Here is a 19,980-nt window from a genome sequence, read left to right on the forward strand (position 1 = left end):
CGGTTTAACCCTTCGCGAGGCTCGCAGAAATCGAATCCGCCGCCTTCACGCCGAGCGCGGCCATCGACAGCGTCGTGTTGACGACGGAGGCAGACGGCATCGCGCCACCGCCGGGCAGCCACAGGTTCGGGTGGTCGTGCGTGCGGCAATCGCCGTCGACGACCGAGTCCTTCGGATTCGAACCCATGATCGTGCCGCCCATGATGTGGTTGTTCGCGTTCAGCGTCTTCGTGATATCGAGCTCGACCGCGTTGAACAGGCTGGCGATGTGCTCGAGCTGCTTGTGCGCGGCGACATAGCCGTCACGCACATAGTCGCCCACGTCGTAGTGGATGTCCGGGCATGCGAGGCCGAGCGGGTCGACGCGCGTCTTGCTGAGCGTCAGCCGGTTGCTCGCCTCCGGCAGCGGCTCGAGACTGATCGACAGATCGACGCCGTAGATCGAGCGGCGGCGGATTTCCTCGTCGAGCTCCTGACCGACGAGACCAAGGGCCAGTGCCTGCTTGGTCGCGGGACCGACGCGCGAAATGTTGTTCAGGATCATCTTGTTCGCCGAGTACTTCGAGCGGAACTCGCCGTCGCGCGGGCCGACGATGCAGCTGCTCTGCGCGGGGCCGCGGCCGAGCCACATCGGCTTGTCCGCGAGGAACGTACAGTGGAAGCCCGAGTGATCCATCATGTTGCGGCCGACCTGATCGGACGCGTTCGCGATGCCGTTCGGGTTGCGCGAGTTCGCGGCGAGCAGCAACAGGCGCGGCGTCTCGATGCCGTTGCATGCGAGCACGAATACCTTGCCGCTCGCCTTGTGCGACTTGCGGTTCGAGTCGTACCAGTGCACCGCGGTCACGCGGTTGTTCTCGTCAGTGTCGATCTTGTAGACGACGGACTCGGCGAGCACCTTCGCACCCTTGCGCTCGGCGCGCTCGATGTGGTGAATGCCGTTGTACATCGCGCCGATCGGGCAGATCGGCTGGCAGTTGTTGTTGCCGCAGCAGGTCGGGCGGCCGTTCCACGGCCGCGTGCTGCGTGCCTGCGGAATCGGAATCGACCGGTAGCCGTGCGCGTTCACGACTTCGGCGAAGTACTTGTCGCCGTGACCCCACGGCACCATGTCCATCGGATACGGACGGCTGCGCTGCGAAGGCGACTGCATCGCCGGATCGCTCGGACCCGCGACGCCCATTTCCTCCTCGGCGCGGCAATAGTACGGCTCGAGATCCTCATACGAGATCGGCCAGTCGCGGCCGACGCCATAGGTCGACTTCATCTTGAAGTCCACCGGCAGGTGCCGCCAGCTCGACGCCGCCCAGTGCCACGTCGTGCCGCCCACCGTGCGCAGATAGCCTTGCTGGAAGCTCTGGCCATCCGGGCCGCTCAGCCCGACGTAGTCGTTCTTCGGGAAGTAAAGCGGCGCCGGGGCATTCGGCGCTTGCGGATAGAGGCCCTGGAAGTCCGAGCCGACACGATTGTCGAACGGCATGTTGCGCCAGTTTTCGACGGCTTGGCCACGCTCGATGCGCAGCCCGGCTTCGAGAATCAGCACCGAGTAACCCTGGCTCACCAGTTGATCGGCGATCAAGCCGCCGACCACGCCGGAGCCGACGATCACCGCGTCGGCCGACACGTCGCCATTCGATTCAAATACAGGAGTTTTCATGACTTAGGCTTGCTGGTGAGGACGGGCTTCGGATGCGGTTCGCGCGCGCGGCGGCGCCACGTTCGCAGGTGGCGGCTCGGCAACCCACCAGAGCGGCCCGTTTGCGCAGTAGGTCGGCGGGCTCATCCCGTCGCCAACCGTGCCGTACATCAACGCATCGGCGTACGCGACCATCACGGCATGCTGCCCGTGACCGACGGTGCCGGTGTACCACGCGGCAACGATCGCATGGACCGTGTCCTGCAGGCCGGCCTTGTCGGCGTCGGCGAGAAGTTGCTGCGGGGTCTGGCCTGCGTGCACGAGCTTCGCAAGCGCGAACGCACGCGCGATGAAGCCGCTGTCGGCCTTGCGCAACGCGTCGTACAGGCGCGTGGCCATCGTGTCGTTCAGGCCCGGATGCCCGGTCAGCGCCTTCGACAACGCCAGGAAGTCGGAGGCATTGATCGATTGCTCGGCAATCGAGTGCGTTGGAAACACAGCGAGCAGGCCGGCTTGCGCCAGGACGGCCACCATCGTTTTCAATACCGATCTTCGCTTGACGTCCGAAGTTTCGGTTGGGGCGTGGGGGTTCACGTTCATGGTTATATCGATGATTTTTTGGCATGACAGGCTTCGGCTTTGACACCCTGCCCTGTGATACCGGATTGAGTCAGGATCGAATTCGAGCGAAGCGGAAGTACGTACCAGCGCCCGCGAAAAACCCGGGCGTTCCATGAATCAGATCTCTCATCTCCGATGCGGAATCTGGCTCGCTTCATGCTGTCCTGAGCTGCCGACATCACGGCTATAGCGCTCGGACGCGAGTATAAAGGCTCTTGCGGATTTGAGCTTCCAAGGGACTTTTCATCCGACACGTGCAGCAGAAAGCTTGCATTTCGATCCGCGCCGGACCGGCAAACTCGGCCCTGTTCCGCCGGCACGGCATGCAGTGCTTTCTCAATGTAGTACATCCTTGGTGTCGCTTTTGGAAGGATTCTTACAACCTGTCAGGACGCGCGACATGATGGAAGCAACTACTGAAATAAAATTGAAAGATTCCGTTCCAGCTTTCCTCGAGCGCGAGGTTTTCGTCCGCTGCGAGCAGTGCCGTATTGAGGCAACAGTCCGTATCCGCGAATCGTTCTGATTCTCTATTCACTCCAACCGAGGCATTTTTTCGTTTTTCTTCATTTGCCGTGGTTAACCCAAGCCGACGCGTTCGAGATCGACCCGACCTATCAAACCGAACAGTATGTTGAATCCGTACGCTCTCGAACGATTATTCGAGTGGCCGCGAGATTCCGCGACCGGACTCGCAATCCGAGCGTCCTTCGAAGCGCGTATGCCGAGCGCCGCCGTCAAGGATCAGCGCCGGCGTGAAGGTGTACCCTGCTCCATCCTGTACGGAACGTCGCACTGGTAGACCAACTCGTTGGTCGGGCCACCCCAAGACCTTCGTTACCCTTGAAGCCCGTCAGGCTGAAGCAGGAGGCCGCGTCATCGAGCCTCACCTATTTCGCCATACCCCCATTGCCAACCGGGTGACGCGATCTGGTGCCGCCGCGTCACACGTCAACAACGCGGCAGCGCCCCCCCAGAAACCTGTCAGCCCAAGAATCTTCCAACCCACCCAATTGATACGTATACCTAATCAAGCTAAGCAGGCCAATTTCGGAAGTATTTCGCATGGTCAGCTATCGCTCAGGAACCGCCCGAGCCGCGCATAGACTGCCGGCCGCACATGCCGCAGCCACGCCGCGAATATCGCACCGGCGACGGCAATCGCCGGCGTCGACCATGGCAGGATCGACACGACGACCGAAGACGTGCCGGCCATCAGCGAGACGTTGCCGATCATCGCGTACAGGAAGTAGCCGAATCCCACGAAGCTGATGGCGGGAAAGGTCGCAAAGTGCGAGCGCCGGTCATGCCCGGCGCTTACGGTGTTCTCTGGTCGGCGCCGATTTCGCAGATGGCATTTCGCGTGCGCAGGGAAGAAATCGGTCCTGCGCACTCGTGTTGCGAGGTGCCGGCGCCGACATGCCGGGTACATTCTTATGAACCAAATGCAATTGGTACGAGCTGAGGCGGCAGCAGCAGCAAATGCGGTCGATGCGGCGTTGTGGCGATGGCTCTCCGCGTTACTGGATGAGCGGCGCATCCGCTGGTGCCAAACCACCGGAAATTGGCTGGTGAGCGTCGATAATCGGCACGTCGCTACCCAACGCACCTTCGACGAGGCGATTCGAATGGCGAAAGCGAATAGCGAGTGCGACGGACCTGGCTGGACCATTGCGTTTCCAACCAGCTCACGCGTACCTTTACCCGCGCCACATTGATACGCCGACGGGGAGCCTATTCGGTCGAGCGCCCTGGCAGCCCTTCACACCCAACCCGCCACCTCAACGTTGTCGTGCGAAGCCCTATCGCTTCGACGAGCGCCCGCGTGTCGCCGCTTTCGCTGCTGGAATCGGCTCCGCTTGCGCCGACACGCCTGCCACGGCCGTCCGCTTGAACCACGGCGAACCCAGCGTGGCCGCGCTCATGTCCGACGCGGCCGCGAGCAATAGCGGCGCGAGTTCCTTCAGTCGCGATTCCGGCAAGCGGCTCGTCGGGCCGGCGAGGCTCACGATACCGACCACTTCGTTCGTGACCGGATTGCGCACCGCTGCCGCGATCGATGTCATGCCGACCTCGTACGTCTCGATCGCCATCCCGTAACCGCGCGTGCGCGCGCCGCTCAGATCTTTCAGGAACTGCTGGATCGTCTTCGGCGCGCGAGGCACACTCTGTGCCTTCGCACTGAGTCCACCCTGCCTCGACACCAGTTCGATCGCGCGTTCGTCGGGCAGTGTCGCAAGCCACGCCTGGCCGCTCGCGGTGCAATGCAGCGGCGGCTGGCTTCCCATGTCCGGGTCGTAACGCAGCCCGGACTTCGCGCCCTGCGCCTTGCCGACGAACGTGATGTGATCGCCCTCGACCACGCCGAGCCGTGCAAGTTCGCCGGACGACTCGGCCAGGCGATCGAGCACCGGCTGGGATATGTCGAACACCCCGCTCGTCGACAAGTAGATCAGCGCAAGCGACACCAGCTTCAGCGCCAGCATATACTCGCCGTGTTCCTCGTCCTGACGCACGAACCCCTCGTCGATCAGCATCGACAGCAGGCGATGCGTGCCGCTGCGGGGAATGTTCAGCGTATCGGCAATGGTGGCCAACGGCATGCGTCCGCCGTTCTTTGCCAGCAATTCCAGCACTGCGAGCGCACGCTCGAGATTTCCTGCCATGGCGCCTTCTCGTCCGTATGGTGAATGTCAAATAAGAACATAATTCCACACTGGAATTCAAGCGAATTTGCGCGCCACGCTCGCCGTCAATGGCCGGCCGCCCCGCTCACGGCCACGAACGTCCCACGATGGCGCGCGCCCTTGAGCAGCACCGCTGCTCCGCCCACGGCCGCGGGCACCGCAAGCGCCGCGAAGACCTGGCCGAAGCTCCAGTTCGCATGGAGCATGGCCGCGCCCAACATCGCGCCCGCAATGCCGCCGAAGCGGCCGATCCCGAGCATCCAGCTCGTCCCGGTGGCCCGCATCTCGGTCGGATAGGAGCCAGCCGCCAGCGCGCAGAAGCCCGTATTCGAACCGTTCATGCAGTAACCGATGCCGAACGCCAGCACGCAGATCACGCTGAACGGGTGCGCCGACACGCCCATGTACCAGGCCAGCGCACCGCCGGCCAGCACGGTCGCGCCGAGCGCGGCGTGCGGGTTGAACCGGTCCATCTGCCAGCCGATCAGCAGCGAGCCGACCGTCCCGCCCGCCTGGAACAACGCGCCGACGATCGCCGCTTCGGCCAGCGAAAACCCGAGGCCGCGAATCAGCGTCGGCAGCCAGTTGCCGAGCAGATAGACGGTCAGCAACCCCGCGAAGTAGCAGATCCACAGCATCACCGTGCCGAACACGTGTTCGCGCGACAGAATGGCGCGGACGGGGCTGCGCGCGTCGCGTGCCGGTTCGGCCGACACGAAACGCGTCCGTTCGTCAGCGACCGCAGGTTGCACGCGATTCAGCACGCCGATGAGCCGTGCGCGGCGCCGCTCCGACAGCGCGAGATACCGCGCGGATTCGGGCAGCCATTTGACGAGGACGGGCACATACGCGATCGGCAGCACGCCGCCGAGCAGCAGGACCGAATGCCAGCCCCACGTTTCGATCAGCCACGCGCTCACGAAGCCGCCGCCTGCCGCACCGAACGTGAAGCCGCAGAACACGGCCGTCACCATCAACGCGCGCCGCCGCGGCGGCGCATACTCCGCCATCAGGGTGGCCGCATTCGGCATCGACGCGCCCAGGCCGATTCCGGTCAGGAAGCGCAGCACCGTCAGCGACACCACCCCGGTCGCGAATGCCGACGCAATGCTCCACAGACCGAAGAACATCACCGCGCTGACCATCACCGTCTTGCGGCCGAAGCGATCGGACATCGGGCCGGCCGTGAGCGCGCCGAATGCGAGACCGAGCAGGCCACCGCTCATCACCGGGCCCAGCGCGTCACGCGGAATCGACCAGGCGCTGGAAATCGACGGCGCGATGAAGCCGATCATCACCGTGTCGAGCCCGTCGAGCATCACGATCAGCATGCACAACAACAGCACGAACCACTGGAACCGACCTACCGGCCGCGTATCGAGAAACTGTTGAACGTCGAGCGAGCGCGCGTCTTTCGATTCGCGATCCTGAATATGATGCTTCGGCCGTCGGGCCGTCTGCGAGGAAGTCATGCTGATGTCTCCGAGAGTTTTGTTCTTGTTGTCTTGTTGAATGCCCGATTCGCGTGCCGGCGCGATGCCTGGCGCCGATCGGGCCGTTGGGTCGCGAAGGCGGCCGCCGCGCGATCAGGCCGGCACGGCCGCCGCGTCGATCACGGCAAGCGTAGCCTCGCGCAGGCGGTGCGCCCGCTCGACGGCGGACGTCGTCGTCGCCCACGCTTCGTTCGGCACCTCGACGCTCACCGGCAAGTGAGCGGGCAGCGCGCGCAGGATGCCCGCGAGGTCGAGACCGCCATCGCCCGGCACCATCCGCGCGCAGCGTGCCTGGAACAGCAGCGTGTCGACGTCGGTCGGCCGCTCGGCCGGCGCATCGCAGAACTGCACGTAGCCGAAGTACGTGTGCGGCAACGCACGCAACGAGTCGAGCGACGAGCCTGCACGATCGAAGTGGATCGGGTCGACGATCAGCCCGGTGTTGCGCCGGCCGCACGCATCGACGATGCGCGCGCCGGCGCCGATGTCCTTCACGTCGGTCCACGGCATCGGCTCCAGCGACGGCGACAGGCCGAGCGGCGCGGCCAGGTCGCACAGCCGGCCGAGCCGGTCGACGGTGCGCGCCTCGTCGGGATCGTTGCCGGCCACGAGGACGTAGCGCGCGCCGAGCTCCGCCGCCGTTTCGAGCATCGGCAGGTAGTGCGTCACGTCGGTATCGGGCTTCAGGCGCGCGATCTCGACGTCGAGCACGCGCATGCCCGTATCGCGCAGGATCGCCAGCGTTTCGCGCTTGAGCGGCGTATCGCCGACGATCTCGTGGCGAACCTCTGTGTCGGTGGCCGGGAGCAGTCGCAGGCCGACGTAGTCGTAGCCCGCGTCGACGGCGCATTGCACCATCTGCGGCGGATTCAGTTCGAGCACGGTCAGCGCCGACAGCGACAGCGCGCGGGATTGAGGCTGGGTCATATCGTCTCCTTGAGCGTCATGGCGCAACACGCGGCCCGCTCAGCGCAACGGCGAGAACGGCGCGGGCACGCAGATCGTCGATTCCATGGTCGTGAGATGGGCCGGGCCGCCCTTCGGCGGCCAGATGCCGTCCTTGACCGCTTCGGCGCGAATGCGCGAACGCTCGTCCACGCTCGCATACGGCCAGATGTTCAGGAACCGCGGCGTGTCGCCGTCGAGCGCATACATCGCGCCGACCAGCGGTGAGCGCTTGGTGCGTTCCGGCACCGCCTGTTCCCACACGTCGATCGTGTGCTGCAGGCTGCCGAGCTTCGTGCCGTACACGCGCATCTCGTAGATGCCGCCATGCACGGCCGGTTCGATCGGCGGCAGGAACGGGAACAGCGCATAGCTGGCCGTCTTCACGTCGATGATGCATTCGCCGCAGCCGAACGGGTTGCCTTCGAGCAGCATCCGCTTGCGCTCGGCGACGAGCGCGCCCTCCGAGTCATAGCCGCGCAGTACCAGCACCTGGCCGAGCGTGCCGATATCCGAGTACCACGCGCCGAGCAGCTTGCCGCCTTGCGGATCGCCGCTGGCCTGAATCCCTTCGAAGACCTGCGCGTTCGCGCCGATCTTCACCGTGAGCGTCACTACGTCATACAGTGTCATTGCATTGTCCTCGAGGATGAATCGATACCGGCACGCGCGGGTTCAGGCGCGGCGTCGGCGAGAGAAAGGCCGGCGAGATAACCGAACGTCATCGCCGGGCCGAGTGTGATGCCGCCGCTGGGATAACAACCACCCATCATGCTGGCCGAATCGTTGCCGACCGCGTAGAGGCCGGCGATCGCACGGCCGGCGTGGTCGAGCACGCGTGCGTCGGCGTCGGTGGCCAGGCCCGCGAACGTGCCGAGGCTGCCCGGCAACAGCTTCACCGCATAGAACGGCCCCGCTTCGATCGGCGCGAGACACGGGTTCGGCTGCCGATCGGCATCGCCCTGCACGCGGTTATACGGTGTCGAGCCCTTGTGAAACGCCGGATCGCAGCCTTGCTTCGCGTACTGGTTGTAGGCGGATACCGTGTCCACCAGCCTGGCCGCATCGATCCCGCATTCGCGCGCGAGTGCGTCGAGCGTCGCGCCGCGCTTCAGATAGGCCGAGCGCAGGTACGGGCCGGTCGGGAACGGAAACGGCTTCGAGAAACCGAGCCCGTAGCGCCGCTGAAAGCGATGGTCGCAGACGAGCCACGCGCACACTTCTTCGCCGGCCGGCGTCGTGTCGAGCAGTGCGGAAATGAAGTCGTGATACGACGATGCCTCGTTCACGAAGCGCTTGCCCGTGCGCGTCACCGCAATCACGCCCGGCTTCGCACGCTCGATCAGATGCGGAAACGCGACGGCGCCGCCACCCGGTTGCGGCACCAGCGAAACGGGCGCCCACGCGGCCGGCGCATCGAGCGACCGATCGAAATGCGCGCCGATCGATTCGCCGAGCCGGATCCCGTCGCCGGTATTGCAGAGCGGCGCCGCCGACCAGTGTTCGCGGCCCGACGGCGTATAGGCGAACGTCTGCGCGCGCCGCGCCTGGTCGTGCGGGAACCCGCCGCAGGCCAGCACGACGCCGCGCGCCGCGCGCACCTCGTGCACGATGCCGTCGATCGCCACGCGTGCGCCGGTCACGCGGGTGTCGTCGCGCAGCAGGCCGATCGCCTTCGCATTCGTACGCAAGTCGACCCCGCGATCGGCGGCCGACTTCAGCAGGCGTGCGACGAGCGCATTGCCGTTGACGAGATGCATCGAGCGCCCGTAACGCAGCTTGTGCCACGCGAACGCGGCCAGCCGGCGGCCGACATGCAGGGCGGATGTCAGCGAGCGTGTCGCGCGATAGAAATGCGCGAGATCCTGCCCGGACGCGAGCGCCATCCCCTTGAGCGTCGTCACCGACAGCGGCTCGCGCAACCTGTCGATCAGCGGACCCAGTTCGCGGCCGTCGAACGGCATCGCGCAGACCGAGCGCCCGCCCGTGCCGGCGCCCGGCGTAGTGTGGAAATCGGGAATGCGGTTGCCGTCGACGAAGCGTACCGCCGTGTTCCGCTCGAAGAATTCGACCATTTCCGGACCGCGTTCGAGCAGCGCATCGGCCTTCACCGCATCGAACTGTGCGCCCAGTTCGTTCTTCAGATACGCGCGCGGCGCATCGATGTCTTCGCGAATACCGGCACGCGTCGCGAGCGGATTACGCGGAATCCACATCCATCCGCCCGACCACGCGGTCGTGCCGCCAAACACGGCCTCCTTCTCGGCGACGATCACGCGCAGCCCCTGCGCCGCCGCCGTGACCGCCGCCGCGAGGCCGCCCGCGCCGGAGCCCAGTACCAGCACGTCGCAATCGAGTATCGGTTCACGCTTCATGTTCAGTCTTGCCCGTTCAGTGTCTCCAACGCCGGATGCGACACGATCGCGACGCCTATGGAATGTTCTTTCGATGTGGAATACTATTCCACAATATCTGGTTTAGCAAAGACTTTGTGACGACAGGGAGGCAACGCAATGCGAGTACTGGTAACGGGCGGCAGCGGTTTTCTCGGCACATGGATCATCAGGAGGCTGCTGGCGCGCGGCATGGAATGCGTGAGCTTCGACGTGCGCACGAACCCGCGCCTCGTCGAGGCGCTTGCGCCCGAACGGGCCGCGGCCGTGCACTGGCGCACCGGCGACATCGCCGACGCGGTCGCCACGGCGCGCGCATTTGACGGCTGCGACGCGGCGATCCATCTCGCGGGCATCCTCACGACGGACTGCGCGGCCGATCCCGTGCGCGGCGCGCAGGTCAACCTGATCGGCACGCTGAACGTATTCGAGGCCGCCCGCTCGGCCGGGCTGCGACGCGTGCTCTATTCGAGCAGCGCCGGCGTGTTCGGCCCCGACGACGGCGTCGTGCCGCTGCCGCAAACCCACTACGGTGCGTTCAAGCTGGCGTGCGAAGGATCGGCGCGCGCGTACTGGCACGACCACGGGATCGCGAGCGTCGGCTTCCGTCCGCTCGTGGTCTACGGTGCCGGGCGCGAGACGGGATCGAGCGCGGGGCCGAGCCTGGCATGCCGGGCGGCCGCGCGCGGCGAGCGCTACACGATTCCGTTTACCGGCACGACGGGCCTGGTGTTCGCCGACGACGTCGCCGCCGCCTACGAGGCCGCGCTGCTGGCCGACATCGACGGCGCGCACGCATTCACGCTGGCTGGCGAGATCACCGCGGTGAACACGCTGATCGAGCGGATCGCGGCCATCGTGCCGGGCGCGCACCTCGACGCCGGCGGGCCACCGCTGCCGATCGCGACGGCCTTTCCCGACGACCCCGCGCTCGAGCGCCTGCTGCCCGGCCTGCCGCGGACCGCGCTCGACGACGGCCTGCGGCAGACGGTGGCGTTCTACCGGCGCCAGCGCTAGGCCGGCGCCCCACCCCTGCGGCTACGCCTCGACGTCCGCGGGCGCCACGCCCGTGCGCGTCGCGGCCGCGCGATGCACGGCGAGCGTCGCCGCGAGTGTGCGCGCGGCATCGTCGGCCGAACACAGCGGCGCCTCGTCGCCCGCGATCACGGCCGCGAAGTGGCGCAACTGCTCGTGATACGGATCGGCGCCATGCGGCGTGCAACGCTCGACCGTCAACGGATCGTGCCAGCCCTTCCCGCTGCGGTATTCCCACAGGTCGAGTTGCGGCAGCGTGAGCGATGCATCCGTGCCGATCAGGAAATGCGTGTTCACCTGCTGGCGCGGATAGTGCGCGGCTTCGCCCGCCGCGAGATCCCAGTTCCACGGCGATGCTGCGCAGTCGGACACGGCCAGCGTGCCGAGCGCGCCGCTGTCGAAACGCAGCAGCACGGCAGCCGTGTCTTCCACGTCGAAGCCGCGCACGCGATTCGACGCCTGTGCCTGCACCTCGACGATCTCGCCGAGCAGGAACCGCATGATGTCGATGTCGTGAATCAGGTTGATCAACACGGGGCCGCCGCCCGCACGACGGCGCCATTCGACGTCGAAATACGCGTCGGGCTTGTAGAACGTCGCGAGCGCATTGGCCGCGACCGGCTGGCCGAGCCGCCCCGACTGCACGATCTCGCGCGCGCGCCGCAGGATCGGATTGTGACGGCGATGGTGGCCGACCAGCAGCGGCACGCCGGCTTCGCACGCGGCCCGACTGAGGCCGGCCGCCGCTGCGACGCTGTCCGAGACCGGCTTCTCGATCAGCGCCGGCACCCCGCGCGCGATGCATGCAAGGCCGACCTCGACATGCGTCGCATTCGGCGTCGCGACGATTGCGCCATCCGGGCGCATCGCGTCGAGCATCGTCGCGTAATCGGCGAACCAGCGCAGCCCCTCGGCACGCGCGAACTGCCCGGCCGCGGGCGATGGGTCCGCGATCGCCACGACTTCCGCCTGCGCATGCGTGCGTGCGCGCTCCACGTGCATCCGCCCGATTGCGCCTGCACCGATCACTGCCAGCCGTTTTCTCGCCATTTCTTCATCTCCGGTGTTCGGGGCGTACACGTCGAGTCGAGTCGCTCGTATTCCGGACCGACCAAGTGAATACCCCGATTTATTGAAACCATCTTTGAATGTTGAATGCTATTCCACTTCTAACTAGAATTCACGAAAATTTCGACACGTGTCGCGCGGTCCGCCCCCGGACCACGCGGAATCGCCCCTTGACCGGAAACAGGAGCCCAGACACATGACTGACCAGCACGAGCAGGACGACAACCTTTCCAGCCACCCGGCAGACGCGCCCGACAGCCCGGCGTTGTCGCGCCGCGCGTGGCTCGTCACCGCGGGCAAGGCGCTCGCGGGCGGTGCGGCAGCGCTCGCCGCGCCGGCGATCGTGCGCGCGCAAGGCGAGCAACCGCTGAAGCTGGGCCTGCTGATGGCCAAGCAGGGCGTGTGGACCGAACAGGGCGAAGTGATCGCGAACGGCGTCAAGCTCGCGCTCGACGATGCGGGCAACCAGGCGCGCGGCCGGCGTGTCGATCTCGTCTGGTACGACGAACCCAATCCGCAGTCGGCGCAGCAGAACATGCAGAAGCTCGTCGAGCAGGACAAGGCGATCGCGGTGATCGGCGGCACGAACAGCGGCACGTCGCTGGCGATGTCGTCGGTCGCGTGGCGCACCAGAACGCCGTACATCGCGCCGAACGCCGCCGCGCGCGAACTGACCGGCAGCAGTTGCAACCCGTACACGTTCCGCGTGCTGAGCCCGACGCCCGTGGCATGCCGCGCGCTCGCGCCGTCGATGCTCGCGATCGGCAAGAAATGGCACTTTCTCGTCGCGAACTATGCGTACGGGCAGGACATCCAGCGGGCGATGTCCGACTTGCTGAAGCAGTCGGGCGGCTCGATTACCGGCGCCGACGTCACGCCGCTCAACACCACCGACTTCAGCTCGTTCATCCTGAAGATCCGCCAGTCGAAACCTGACGTCGTGCTGCTCGGGCTGCCCGGCGGCGACCTGTCGACGTTCCTGAAGCAATACGCGGAAATGGGCATGAAAGGCCGGATCCCGGTGGCGTGCCCGATCATCGGCGACTCGGACCTGTGGTCGATCAACGCCGATGCCGCGACCGGCTACTACGGCAAGCCCTGGCATTTCAGCTCGCCAGGCCATTCGCCGGAAGAAGTCGCGTTCGTCAGGAAATACACGGCGAAGCACGGCAAGCCGCCGGCCGACAAGGCCTGGATCGGCTGGTTTACGGCGCGTGCACTGCTGCAGGCGATCGACCACGCAAAGAGCACGTCCGGCGCGGACATCGTGCAGAGCCTGGAGACCATTCAACTCACCGACGGCAGCGGCGCCGCCTACTTCCGCCCGTGGGACCACCAGCTGTTGCGGCGCTGGAGCGTGTTCAAGGTGAAGGACCGGATCACCGACAAATGGGACTGGCTCGACCCGATCTCCGCCGTGCCGCAGAACCCCGCCGACCTCGACCATCTCTTCGGCACGCGCCAGGAGATCGGCTGCAAGATGGCCGCGCGCTGACGCCGTGCGTCGCCGCTGCGGCGGCGCACGAACCGACACGAAAGCGTATCCCGCGCGCATCGCCGCCCGCCGTTCGCCCGTCACGACGGGCCGCGGCGCAGCGGCGGCGGGCCGCACTCTGGAGTAAGGGCATGGCTGAAATGTTGTTGTCCCAGGTCGCCAACGGACTGGTGCTGGGATTCCTCTATGTATTGCTCGCGATTGGACTGTCGATCATTTGCGGGCTGCTCGGCATCGTGAATTTCGCGCATGGCGCGCTCTTCGCGCTCGGTGCGTATTTCGCGATCGCGCTGTCGACGCAGTTCGGATGGGCCGCCGTCGTGCTTGCACCGGCGTTCGTCGCGGCGGTGGGCGTGCTGATCGAAGTGGTGTTCATCCGGCGCCTGTACGGCAAGGAGCCGTTGCTCAGCCTGATCGTCACGTTCGCGCTGTCGCTGCTGCTCACCGCGCTGGTTCGCCTCGTGTGGGGTGCGGGCGGCCTGCCGTTCAGTCCGCCCGGGACGCTCAACGGCTTTCTCGTGTATGGGCCGTTGCTGATCACGAAGTACCGGCTGTTCGTGCTCGCCGCAACGGTCGCGATCCTCGGCGTGCTGTGGTGGTTCATGAACTACACGCCGTACGGGCGGATCCTGCGCGCCGGCAGCCGCGATCCGGAAATGGTGGGCCTGCTCGGCATCAACCTGCCGCGCGTGCTGACCGGCGCCTTCGCGCTCGGTGCGCTGCTCGCGGGCGCCGCCGGCGTGCTCGCGGCGCCGCTCGTCACGGTCACGCCCGGGATGGCGACGACCGCCGTGATGCCCGCGTTCGTGATCGTGACGATCGGCGGCCTCGGCTCGTTCGCCGGCGCCGTGGTCGCAGGCCTGCTGGTCGGCATCGTGACCGCGCTGGCCGTCCAGTTCTTTCCGGCGGGCTCGTCGGTCGCGATGTACGTGCTGATGGCACTCGTCCTTCTCGTGCGCCCTCGCGGGCTGTTTGGTGAACACTGGGAGCGCTTCGAATGAAACTCGACTATCTGACCCGCCACCCCGTTGCGGTGCTGACCACCGCCCTCGTCCTCGTATCGCTCGCGCTCACCGCGACCGGCACGCCGCTCGAGCGCGCGACCCAGATCGCGATCTACACGCTCTACGGGATGGGCGTGAACCTGCTGGTCGCCTATACCGGGCTCGTGCCGTTCGGCGCATCGGTGTTCTTCGGCACGGCCACGTACCTGGTCGCCGTGTCGCTGCTGCGCGTGCTGGGCAACGAATTGCTCGCGCTGGCGGCCAGCGTGATCGTGACGGCCGTGCTGGCCGCGCTGATCGGCGCGATCGTGTTGCGCCGGCGCGGGCTGTACTTCTCGCTGCTCACCCTCGCCTGTTCGCAGATCGCATTCGAGATCGCGTTCAAGTGGACCGATGTGACCGGCGGTGAAAACGGCCTGCAGAACGTGCCGCGCCCGACCTTCCCGACGACCGTCAGCTTCCACGTGTTCGCGTGCGTGACGGTGATCGGCATTGCCTATCTGCTGTGGCGCCTCGTGCACGCGCCGTTCGGGCGGGCGCTGCAGGCGCTGCGCGACAACGAGCAGCGCGCGGCGAGCCTCGGCTACGACACGTATCGGCTCAAGCTGCGCGCGTTCGTGATCTCGGCTGCCGTGATCGGCTACGCGGGCGGCCTGCTGTGCCTGATGCTGCAAGGCGCGTATGCGAACAACCTGAGCTGGGAGCACGCGGGCGACAGCCTGCTGATGACCGTACTCGGCGGCGTCCACCAGTTTCTCGGGCCGCTGTGGGGCGCAATTGCGTTCATCCTGCTCGAGGACAAGCTCAGCAGCCTGACCGAGCACTGGTGGCTGATCTTCGCACCGGTCATCATCGGGTTCGCGTTCTTCTCGCCCGAAGGTATACATGGCATCGTGCAGCGGTTGCTGCGACGCCCGCGCTGGACCCTCGTGCGCGACACGATTCCCGCGCGCCCCGACGCGATCGCGCCGTATCGCGCAGGCGGCATCGACACCGATCCCGATACGCCCGTGCTGAGCGTACGCGGGTTGTCGAAGCGCTTCGGCTCGCTCGTGACCGCCGAACAGATCGACCTCGACGTCCATCCGTGCCGGCTGCACAGCTTCATCGGCCCGAACGGTGCGGGCAAGACGACGTTCTTCAACATGCTGACGGGCGTGCTGTCGCCGACGGCCGGCACGATCACGTTCGACGGCAAGGACGTGACGAAACTCGCCATGTTCCGCCGCGTGCGGCTCGGCATGAGCCGCTCGTTCCAGATCCTCAGCGTGTTTCGCAATCTCACCGTGTTCGAGAACGTGCGCGTCGCGGTGCAGGCCGCGCAGCACGATCGCCTCGGCCTCTGGCGCGACGCGCATACGCTCGGCGAACAGAATGCGCTGACCTGGTCGCTGCTCGCGGCGGTCGGGCTGGAAGACCGCGCGGCGCACGGATGCGAAAGCCTGTCGCACGGCGAGCAGCGCCTGCTCGAAATCGCGCTGTCGCTCGCGACCCGCGCGCGCCTGCTGCTGCTCGACGAGCCGCTCGCGGGTCTCGCCGAAGCCGATCGCGTGCGCGTGGCGGCGATCATCCGCGAGCTGGCGAACCATCATGCAGTATTGCTGATCGAGCACGACATCGATCGCGTGCTGACGATTTCGGATCGCGTCAGCGTGCTGCATCGCGGCAGGCTGATCGCGGACGGCTCGCCGGCCGACGTCGCGCGCCATCCCGAAGTGGTCGAAGCCTACCTGGGCCACGCGAAGGGCGAGCGGCCGGTCGATGCGCGGCTGGCCGCACGGCGTGGCGCGCAGCACGAAGATGCCGCGCCGACGCGACGCCCGCTGCTGCGCCTCGAAGGCGTGAAGGCCGGTTACACCGGCAACACGATCCTCGACGGCATCGACCTCACGCTCCACGAAGGCGAAGTGATCGCGATCCTCGGCCGCAACGGCGTCGGCAAGACCACGACGTTGCGCGCCGCGACCGGGGTCGCCGACGTCACGACCGGGCGCATCGTGTTCGACGGCCACGACATCACCGGGCGCCCCGCACACGAGATCAATCGTCTCGGCCTCGCGATGGTGCCCGAGGGCCGCCGCCTGTTCCCCAACCTCACGGTCGCCGAGAACCTGCGGCTCGCCACACGCAAGGGCGGCGCGAGCGTCGACGAGATGTTCGCGCTGTTCCCGCGCCTCGCGACGCGCAAGGATGCGCGCGCCGAACATCTGTCCGGCGGCGAACGGCAGATGGTGGCAATCGCGCGCGCGCTCATGGCGCCAGCGAAGGCAATCCTGCTCGACGAACCGTTCGAGGGACTCGCGCCCGCCGTCGTGCAGGAAGTGCTCGACGCGGTCGTCAAGCTGCGCGAGCGTGCGAGCGTCGTGATCGTCGAGCACCAGGCCGACATGGTGCTGCCGATCGCCGATCGCGCGTACGTGCTCGTCAACGGACGCGTTGCGCATGAAAGCAGCGCGGTCGCGCTCGAACGAGATACCGCCACCCAGGCGAAATTGCTCGGCATCGTACCCAACGAGGCCGGTTCCACCCAGGAGATGAAAACAGCATGACTGCCCACTTGACCCCAACCACCCCGATTTCGCTCGACGAAGGCCTGAGCGGTGCGACCCGCATCCACTTCATCGTCGGCGATCCGATCGCGCAGGTCCGTTCGCCGAAAGGCGTGACGGCCGCGCTGCGCGAGGCCGGACTCGACGCGCTGGTCGTCCCCGCTCACGTCGCACCGGACGATCTCGCGGCGTTCTTCGCGGGCGTGACGCCGATGCGCAACGTCGACGGCGTGATCATCACCGTGCCGCACAAATTCAGCGCCGCCGCGTTCTGCACGAGCCTGTCCGATGAAGCCGCGTTCCTCGGCGCGGCAAATACCCTGCGCCGCACCGCAGACGGCGGCTGGCACGGGGGCATGTTCGACGGCACCGGCTTCGTTGCCGCGCTCGGCGACGAAGGCTGCGACCTGCGCGGCAAGCGCGCGCTGCTGGTCGGCGCCGGCGGCGCAGGCTCCGCGATCGGCCATGCGCTGGTCACCGCGGGCGTCGCGTCGCTCGACGTGCGCGACAACGATGCCGCCCGCACCGCCTCGTTGGTCGAGCGGCTGGCGACGCTGCAGCGCGGCACGGTGCGCGTCGCCGACGCGGATGTCGCACCCGAGTCGTTCGACGTGATCGTCAATGCGTCGCCGATGGGCATGCGGGCAAACGATCCGCTGCCCGTCGACGTCTCGCGCGTGCCGGCCACCACGTTCGTCGGCGACGTCGTCACGAAGCCGCCGCTCACGCCGTTCATCGAAGCCGCGCGCGCCCGCGGCTGCCGAACCGTCACGGGCACGCAGATGTTCGCGCGAGTCTGCGATCGCATGGTCGCGTTCCTGATCGATAGCGCCGCCTGAGCGCGCTCGCGGGTCGCGATCGTCATGCGCGGCGACGGCTTCAATTCGGCGCCGTCGTCCACGCGCAGCCCGTTCGCGGCCGGCGTCGGCATCGTGCACCGCTTCCGAACACCCTCGCGGTTCGTCTCGCCACAATTTGTAGAACACTGTTCCACTTTGTTATTTATTGGAATAACATTCCACAATCATCGGAGCATCTTCCACCGCACGTCGAATTCGGACGTGCGGCGGAACGAAACGGAGGAGACGTGGACATGAGTGCGGTGCAACAGGGCTGGGACGAAGAAGTGGACCTGCTGGTATTCGGCGCGGGTGCGGCGGGCATGACCGCCGCGCTCGTCGCGCATCACGAGGGGCTCGCCGTCCTCGTATGTGAAAAAACCGCTTCGGTGGGCGGCATCACGTCCACGTCGGGCGGCACGACGTGGGTGCCGGGCACACGCTTGAGCGTCGACGCAGGCGTGCCCGACAGCGTCGACGATGCGCGCCGCTTCCTGCAGTCGGTGGTCGGCGCGCGCGGCGGCGACGACGCACGCGAAGCATTCCTCCAAAGCGGCCCGGACGCGATCGACGAGCTCGCGCGCATCAGCGACGTGAAGTTCGTCGCCGCCACCGCGCATCCCGATTACGTGAACGGCCCAGGCGCGGCGTACGGCGGGCGGGCGCTCGTGCCCGCGCCGTTCGATGCGCACGTGCTCGGCCGCGCGTTCGCGCGCGTGCGCCCGCCGCGCAAGGAGTTCATGGGCCTCGGCGGGATGATGGTCGCACGCGCCGACCTCAATGCGCTGCTCGCACCGTTCGCGTCGGTCGCGAACTTCAAACGCACGATCGCGGTCGTGGGTCGCTATGCGATCGACCGCCTGCGTTTTCCGCGCGGCACGCAGCTCGTAATGGGTAATGCGCTCGCCGCCCGGCTCTATTACAGCCTGCTCAAACGCCAGGTCGAGATTCGCTTCGACACGCCGCTGCTCGAACTGGTGCGCGACCAGGGCCGCGTCACCGGCGCCGTCGTCACGACGCCTGACGGCGGCCGCAAGCGGATCGGCGCGCGGCGCGGCGTGGTCCTCGCGACCGGCGGCATCACGCGCCATCCGTCGCTGCGCCCGCAGTTCTTTCCTGCCGCGGCCCGGCCGCTGTCGCTGTCACCTGATACGCATACCGGCGACGGCGTCGATCGCGCGCAGCGCGTCAATGCGCGGGTTGAAAACGGCGGCGATAGCCCGGGGCTGTGGATGCCGTGCTCGATCCGTCGCGCATCGGGCGCAGCCGCGGGCAGCGACGGCGACAGCGTCTGGCCGCACATCATTCTCGATCGCGCGAAGCCCGGCCTCATCGCGGTCAACGGCCGCGGTGAGCGCTTCGTCAACGAGTCGAACTCGTACCACGACTTCGTGATGGGGATGCTGCACGACAGCGGCAACGGACCGAGCGTGCCGGCCCATCTGATCGTCGATGCGGCGTTCATCCGGACCTATGGCCTCGGCCTGCTGATGCCGGCGCGCAGCGCTGCGCGCATCGCGGCGTTCGAGCGTGCCGGCTATCTGGCCAGGGGGACGACGCTGGCCGAGCTGGCCGCGAAGTTGCAGGTGGATGCGAACGGTCTGGAGCGCACCGTCGCGACCTACAACCGCGATGCCGCCGAGGGCAAGGATCCGGCGTTCCAGCGCGGCAGCAGCCCGATGAGCCGCTTCAACGGCGATCCGGCGCAACAACCGAATCCGTGCATCCGGCCCATCGGCGCCGGCCCCTACTATGCTGTGACCGTATGGCCCGCCGATCTCGCGTGCAGCGCGGGGCTGAGCGGCACGGCGAACGGCGAGGTGGTCGATGTCGAAGGGCGCGTGATCCCGGGCCTGTTCGCGTGCGGCAACGATCTCGCGTCGATCTTCCGCGGTACCTATCCGGGCCCCGGAACGACGCTCGGCCCCGCCATCGTATTCGGCTGGCGCATCGCGAAGTTCGTCGCACAACGCGATGTGGCGTCGACAGGCACATCGTCCTCGGACGCGATCCACCGCTCGACCTGCGACAGCGCCCACCGCTGACGAACGCGCCGGCGCGGCACGCGCTCGCGCCGGGTTATCGGCATATCGAAACCGCGGCCGCGTACGACGACGAAGCGGCGATCGGCCAGGCCATCGCCGCTTCGAACGTTCTGCGCGAACACATTCACATGACCAGCAAGTGCCGCTCCAAAACGGCAGCCGCTTCTGAA

The 19,980-nt window shown here is 66.9% G+C and carries 16 protein-coding genes; 7 read left to right on the plus strand and 9 right to left on the minus strand.

Translation table 11 applies throughout. The features are described 5' to 3' along the window. Nucleotides 1-4: 4 nt before the first annotated feature. From PI86_RS08420 to PI86_RS08430, 3 genes are all read right to left on the minus strand, one after another. Nucleotides 5-1,657, minus strand: a complete 1,653-nt coding sequence (locus PI86_RS08420; protein WP_039320914.1) for a GMC family oxidoreductase — start codon at nt 1,655-1,657, stop codon at nt 5-7. A 3-nt stretch (nt 1,658-1,660) separates the two neighbouring features. Then, the gene (locus tag PI86_RS08425; protein WP_235362713.1) at nt 1,661-2,371 is read right to left on the minus strand and encodes a sorbitol dehydrogenase family protein; all 711 of its coding nucleotides are present in this window, start codon (nt 2,369-2,371) and stop codon (nt 1,661-1,663) included. 955 nt (nt 2,372-3,326) lie between these two features. Further along, complete coding sequence (locus PI86_RS08430; RefSeq protein ID WP_235362714.1) at nt 3,327-3,650, minus strand: hypothetical protein; 324 nt, start codon at nt 3,648-3,650, stop codon at nt 3,327-3,329. 43 nt (nt 3,651-3,693) lie between these two features. Between PI86_RS08430 and PI86_RS16295 the strand changes: the two genes are divergently transcribed. Then, on the plus strand, nt 3,694-3,975 hold the full coding sequence (locus tag PI86_RS16295) for a hypothetical protein (RefSeq protein ID WP_235362715.1): 282 nt from the start codon (nt 3,694-3,696) through the stop codon (nt 3,973-3,975). Between the two features lie 84 nt (nt 3,976-4,059). Here the strand turns inward: PI86_RS16295 and PI86_RS08435 are convergent, their stop codons facing one another. The 5 genes from PI86_RS08435 to PI86_RS08455 form a co-directional block, all read right to left on the minus strand. Continuing rightward, a complete protein-coding gene (locus PI86_RS08435; RefSeq protein WP_039320920.1) occupies nt 4,060-4,923 on the minus strand; it encodes an IclR family transcriptional regulator in 864 nt (287 codons plus the stop codon). An 86-nt stretch (nt 4,924-5,009) separates the two neighbouring features. Further along, nucleotides 5,010-6,416: an MFS transporter gene (locus PI86_RS08440; protein WP_082012179.1), complete on the minus strand. Its 1,407-nt coding sequence runs from the start codon at nt 6,414-6,416 to the stop codon at nt 5,010-5,012. A 114-nt stretch (nt 6,417-6,530) separates the two neighbouring features. Further along, nucleotides 6,531-7,364, minus strand: coding sequence for a sugar phosphate isomerase/epimerase family protein (locus PI86_RS08445; RefSeq protein ID WP_039320922.1), 834 nt, complete (start codon nt 7,362-7,364; stop codon nt 6,531-6,533). A 39-nt stretch (nt 7,365-7,403) separates the two neighbouring features. Then, a complete protein-coding gene (locus PI86_RS08450; protein WP_039320924.1) occupies nt 7,404-8,015 on the minus strand; it encodes an NIPSNAP family protein in 612 nt (203 codons plus the stop codon). Beyond that, nucleotides 8,012-9,757 (minus strand): FAD-dependent oxidoreductase, encoded by a 1,746-nt coding sequence (locus PI86_RS08455; protein ID WP_039320925.1) that lies wholly within the window; start codon nt 9,755-9,757, stop codon nt 8,012-8,014. The genes PI86_RS08450 and PI86_RS08455 overlap by 4 nt, the downstream gene beginning before the upstream one ends. Before the next feature lie 138 nt (nt 9,758-9,895). Between PI86_RS08455 and PI86_RS08460 the strand changes: the two genes are divergently transcribed. Then, nucleotides 9,896-10,792 (plus strand): NAD-dependent epimerase/dehydratase family protein, encoded by an 897-nt coding sequence (locus PI86_RS08460; RefSeq protein ID WP_039320929.1) that lies wholly within the window; start codon nt 9,896-9,898, stop codon nt 10,790-10,792. 21 nt (nt 10,793-10,813) lie between these two features. On the opposite strand, the gene PI86_RS08465 is transcribed toward PI86_RS08460, so the two are convergent. Further along, nucleotides 10,814-11,860 carry a Gfo/Idh/MocA family oxidoreductase gene (locus PI86_RS08465; protein WP_039320932.1) on the minus strand — a complete coding sequence of 349 codons (1,047 nt, stop codon included), beginning with the start codon at nt 11,858-11,860 and terminating at the stop codon, nt 10,814-10,816. 214 nt (nt 11,861-12,074) lie between these two features. On the opposite strand from PI86_RS08465, the gene PI86_RS08470 reads away from it, so the two are divergent. The 5 genes from PI86_RS08470 to PI86_RS08490 all read left to right on the plus strand — a co-directional run bounded on the left by PI86_RS08470 (nt 12,075) and on the right by PI86_RS08490 (nt 19,810). Beyond that, nucleotides 12,075-13,373 (plus strand): ABC transporter substrate-binding protein, encoded by a 1,299-nt coding sequence (locus PI86_RS08470; RefSeq protein ID WP_039320936.1) that lies wholly within the window; start codon nt 12,075-12,077, stop codon nt 13,371-13,373. 131 nt (nt 13,374-13,504) lie between these two features. Then, a complete protein-coding gene (locus tag PI86_RS08475) occupies nt 13,505-14,374 on the plus strand; it encodes a branched-chain amino acid ABC transporter permease (RefSeq protein WP_039320938.1) in 870 nt (289 codons plus the stop codon). Further along, entirely contained in the window at nt 14,371-16,926 is a 2,556-nt protein-coding gene (locus tag PI86_RS08480) for a branched-chain amino acid ABC transporter ATP-binding protein/permease (protein WP_039320940.1), read from the plus strand. The genes PI86_RS08475 and PI86_RS08480 overlap by 4 nt, the downstream gene beginning before the upstream one ends. Next, entirely contained in the window at nt 16,923-17,765 is an 843-nt protein-coding gene (locus tag PI86_RS08485) for a shikimate dehydrogenase family protein (protein ID WP_039320942.1), read from the plus strand. Before PI86_RS08480 ends, PI86_RS08485 begins: the two co-directional genes overlap by 4 nt. Nucleotides 17,766-18,019: 254 nt before the next feature. Beyond that, nucleotides 18,020-19,810 (plus strand): FAD-binding protein, encoded by a 1,791-nt coding sequence (locus PI86_RS08490; RefSeq protein WP_039320944.1) that lies wholly within the window; start codon nt 18,020-18,022, stop codon nt 19,808-19,810. Nucleotides 19,811-19,980: the final 170 nt, after the last annotated feature.

This window comes from Burkholderia sp. A9 (assembly GCF_000801975.1).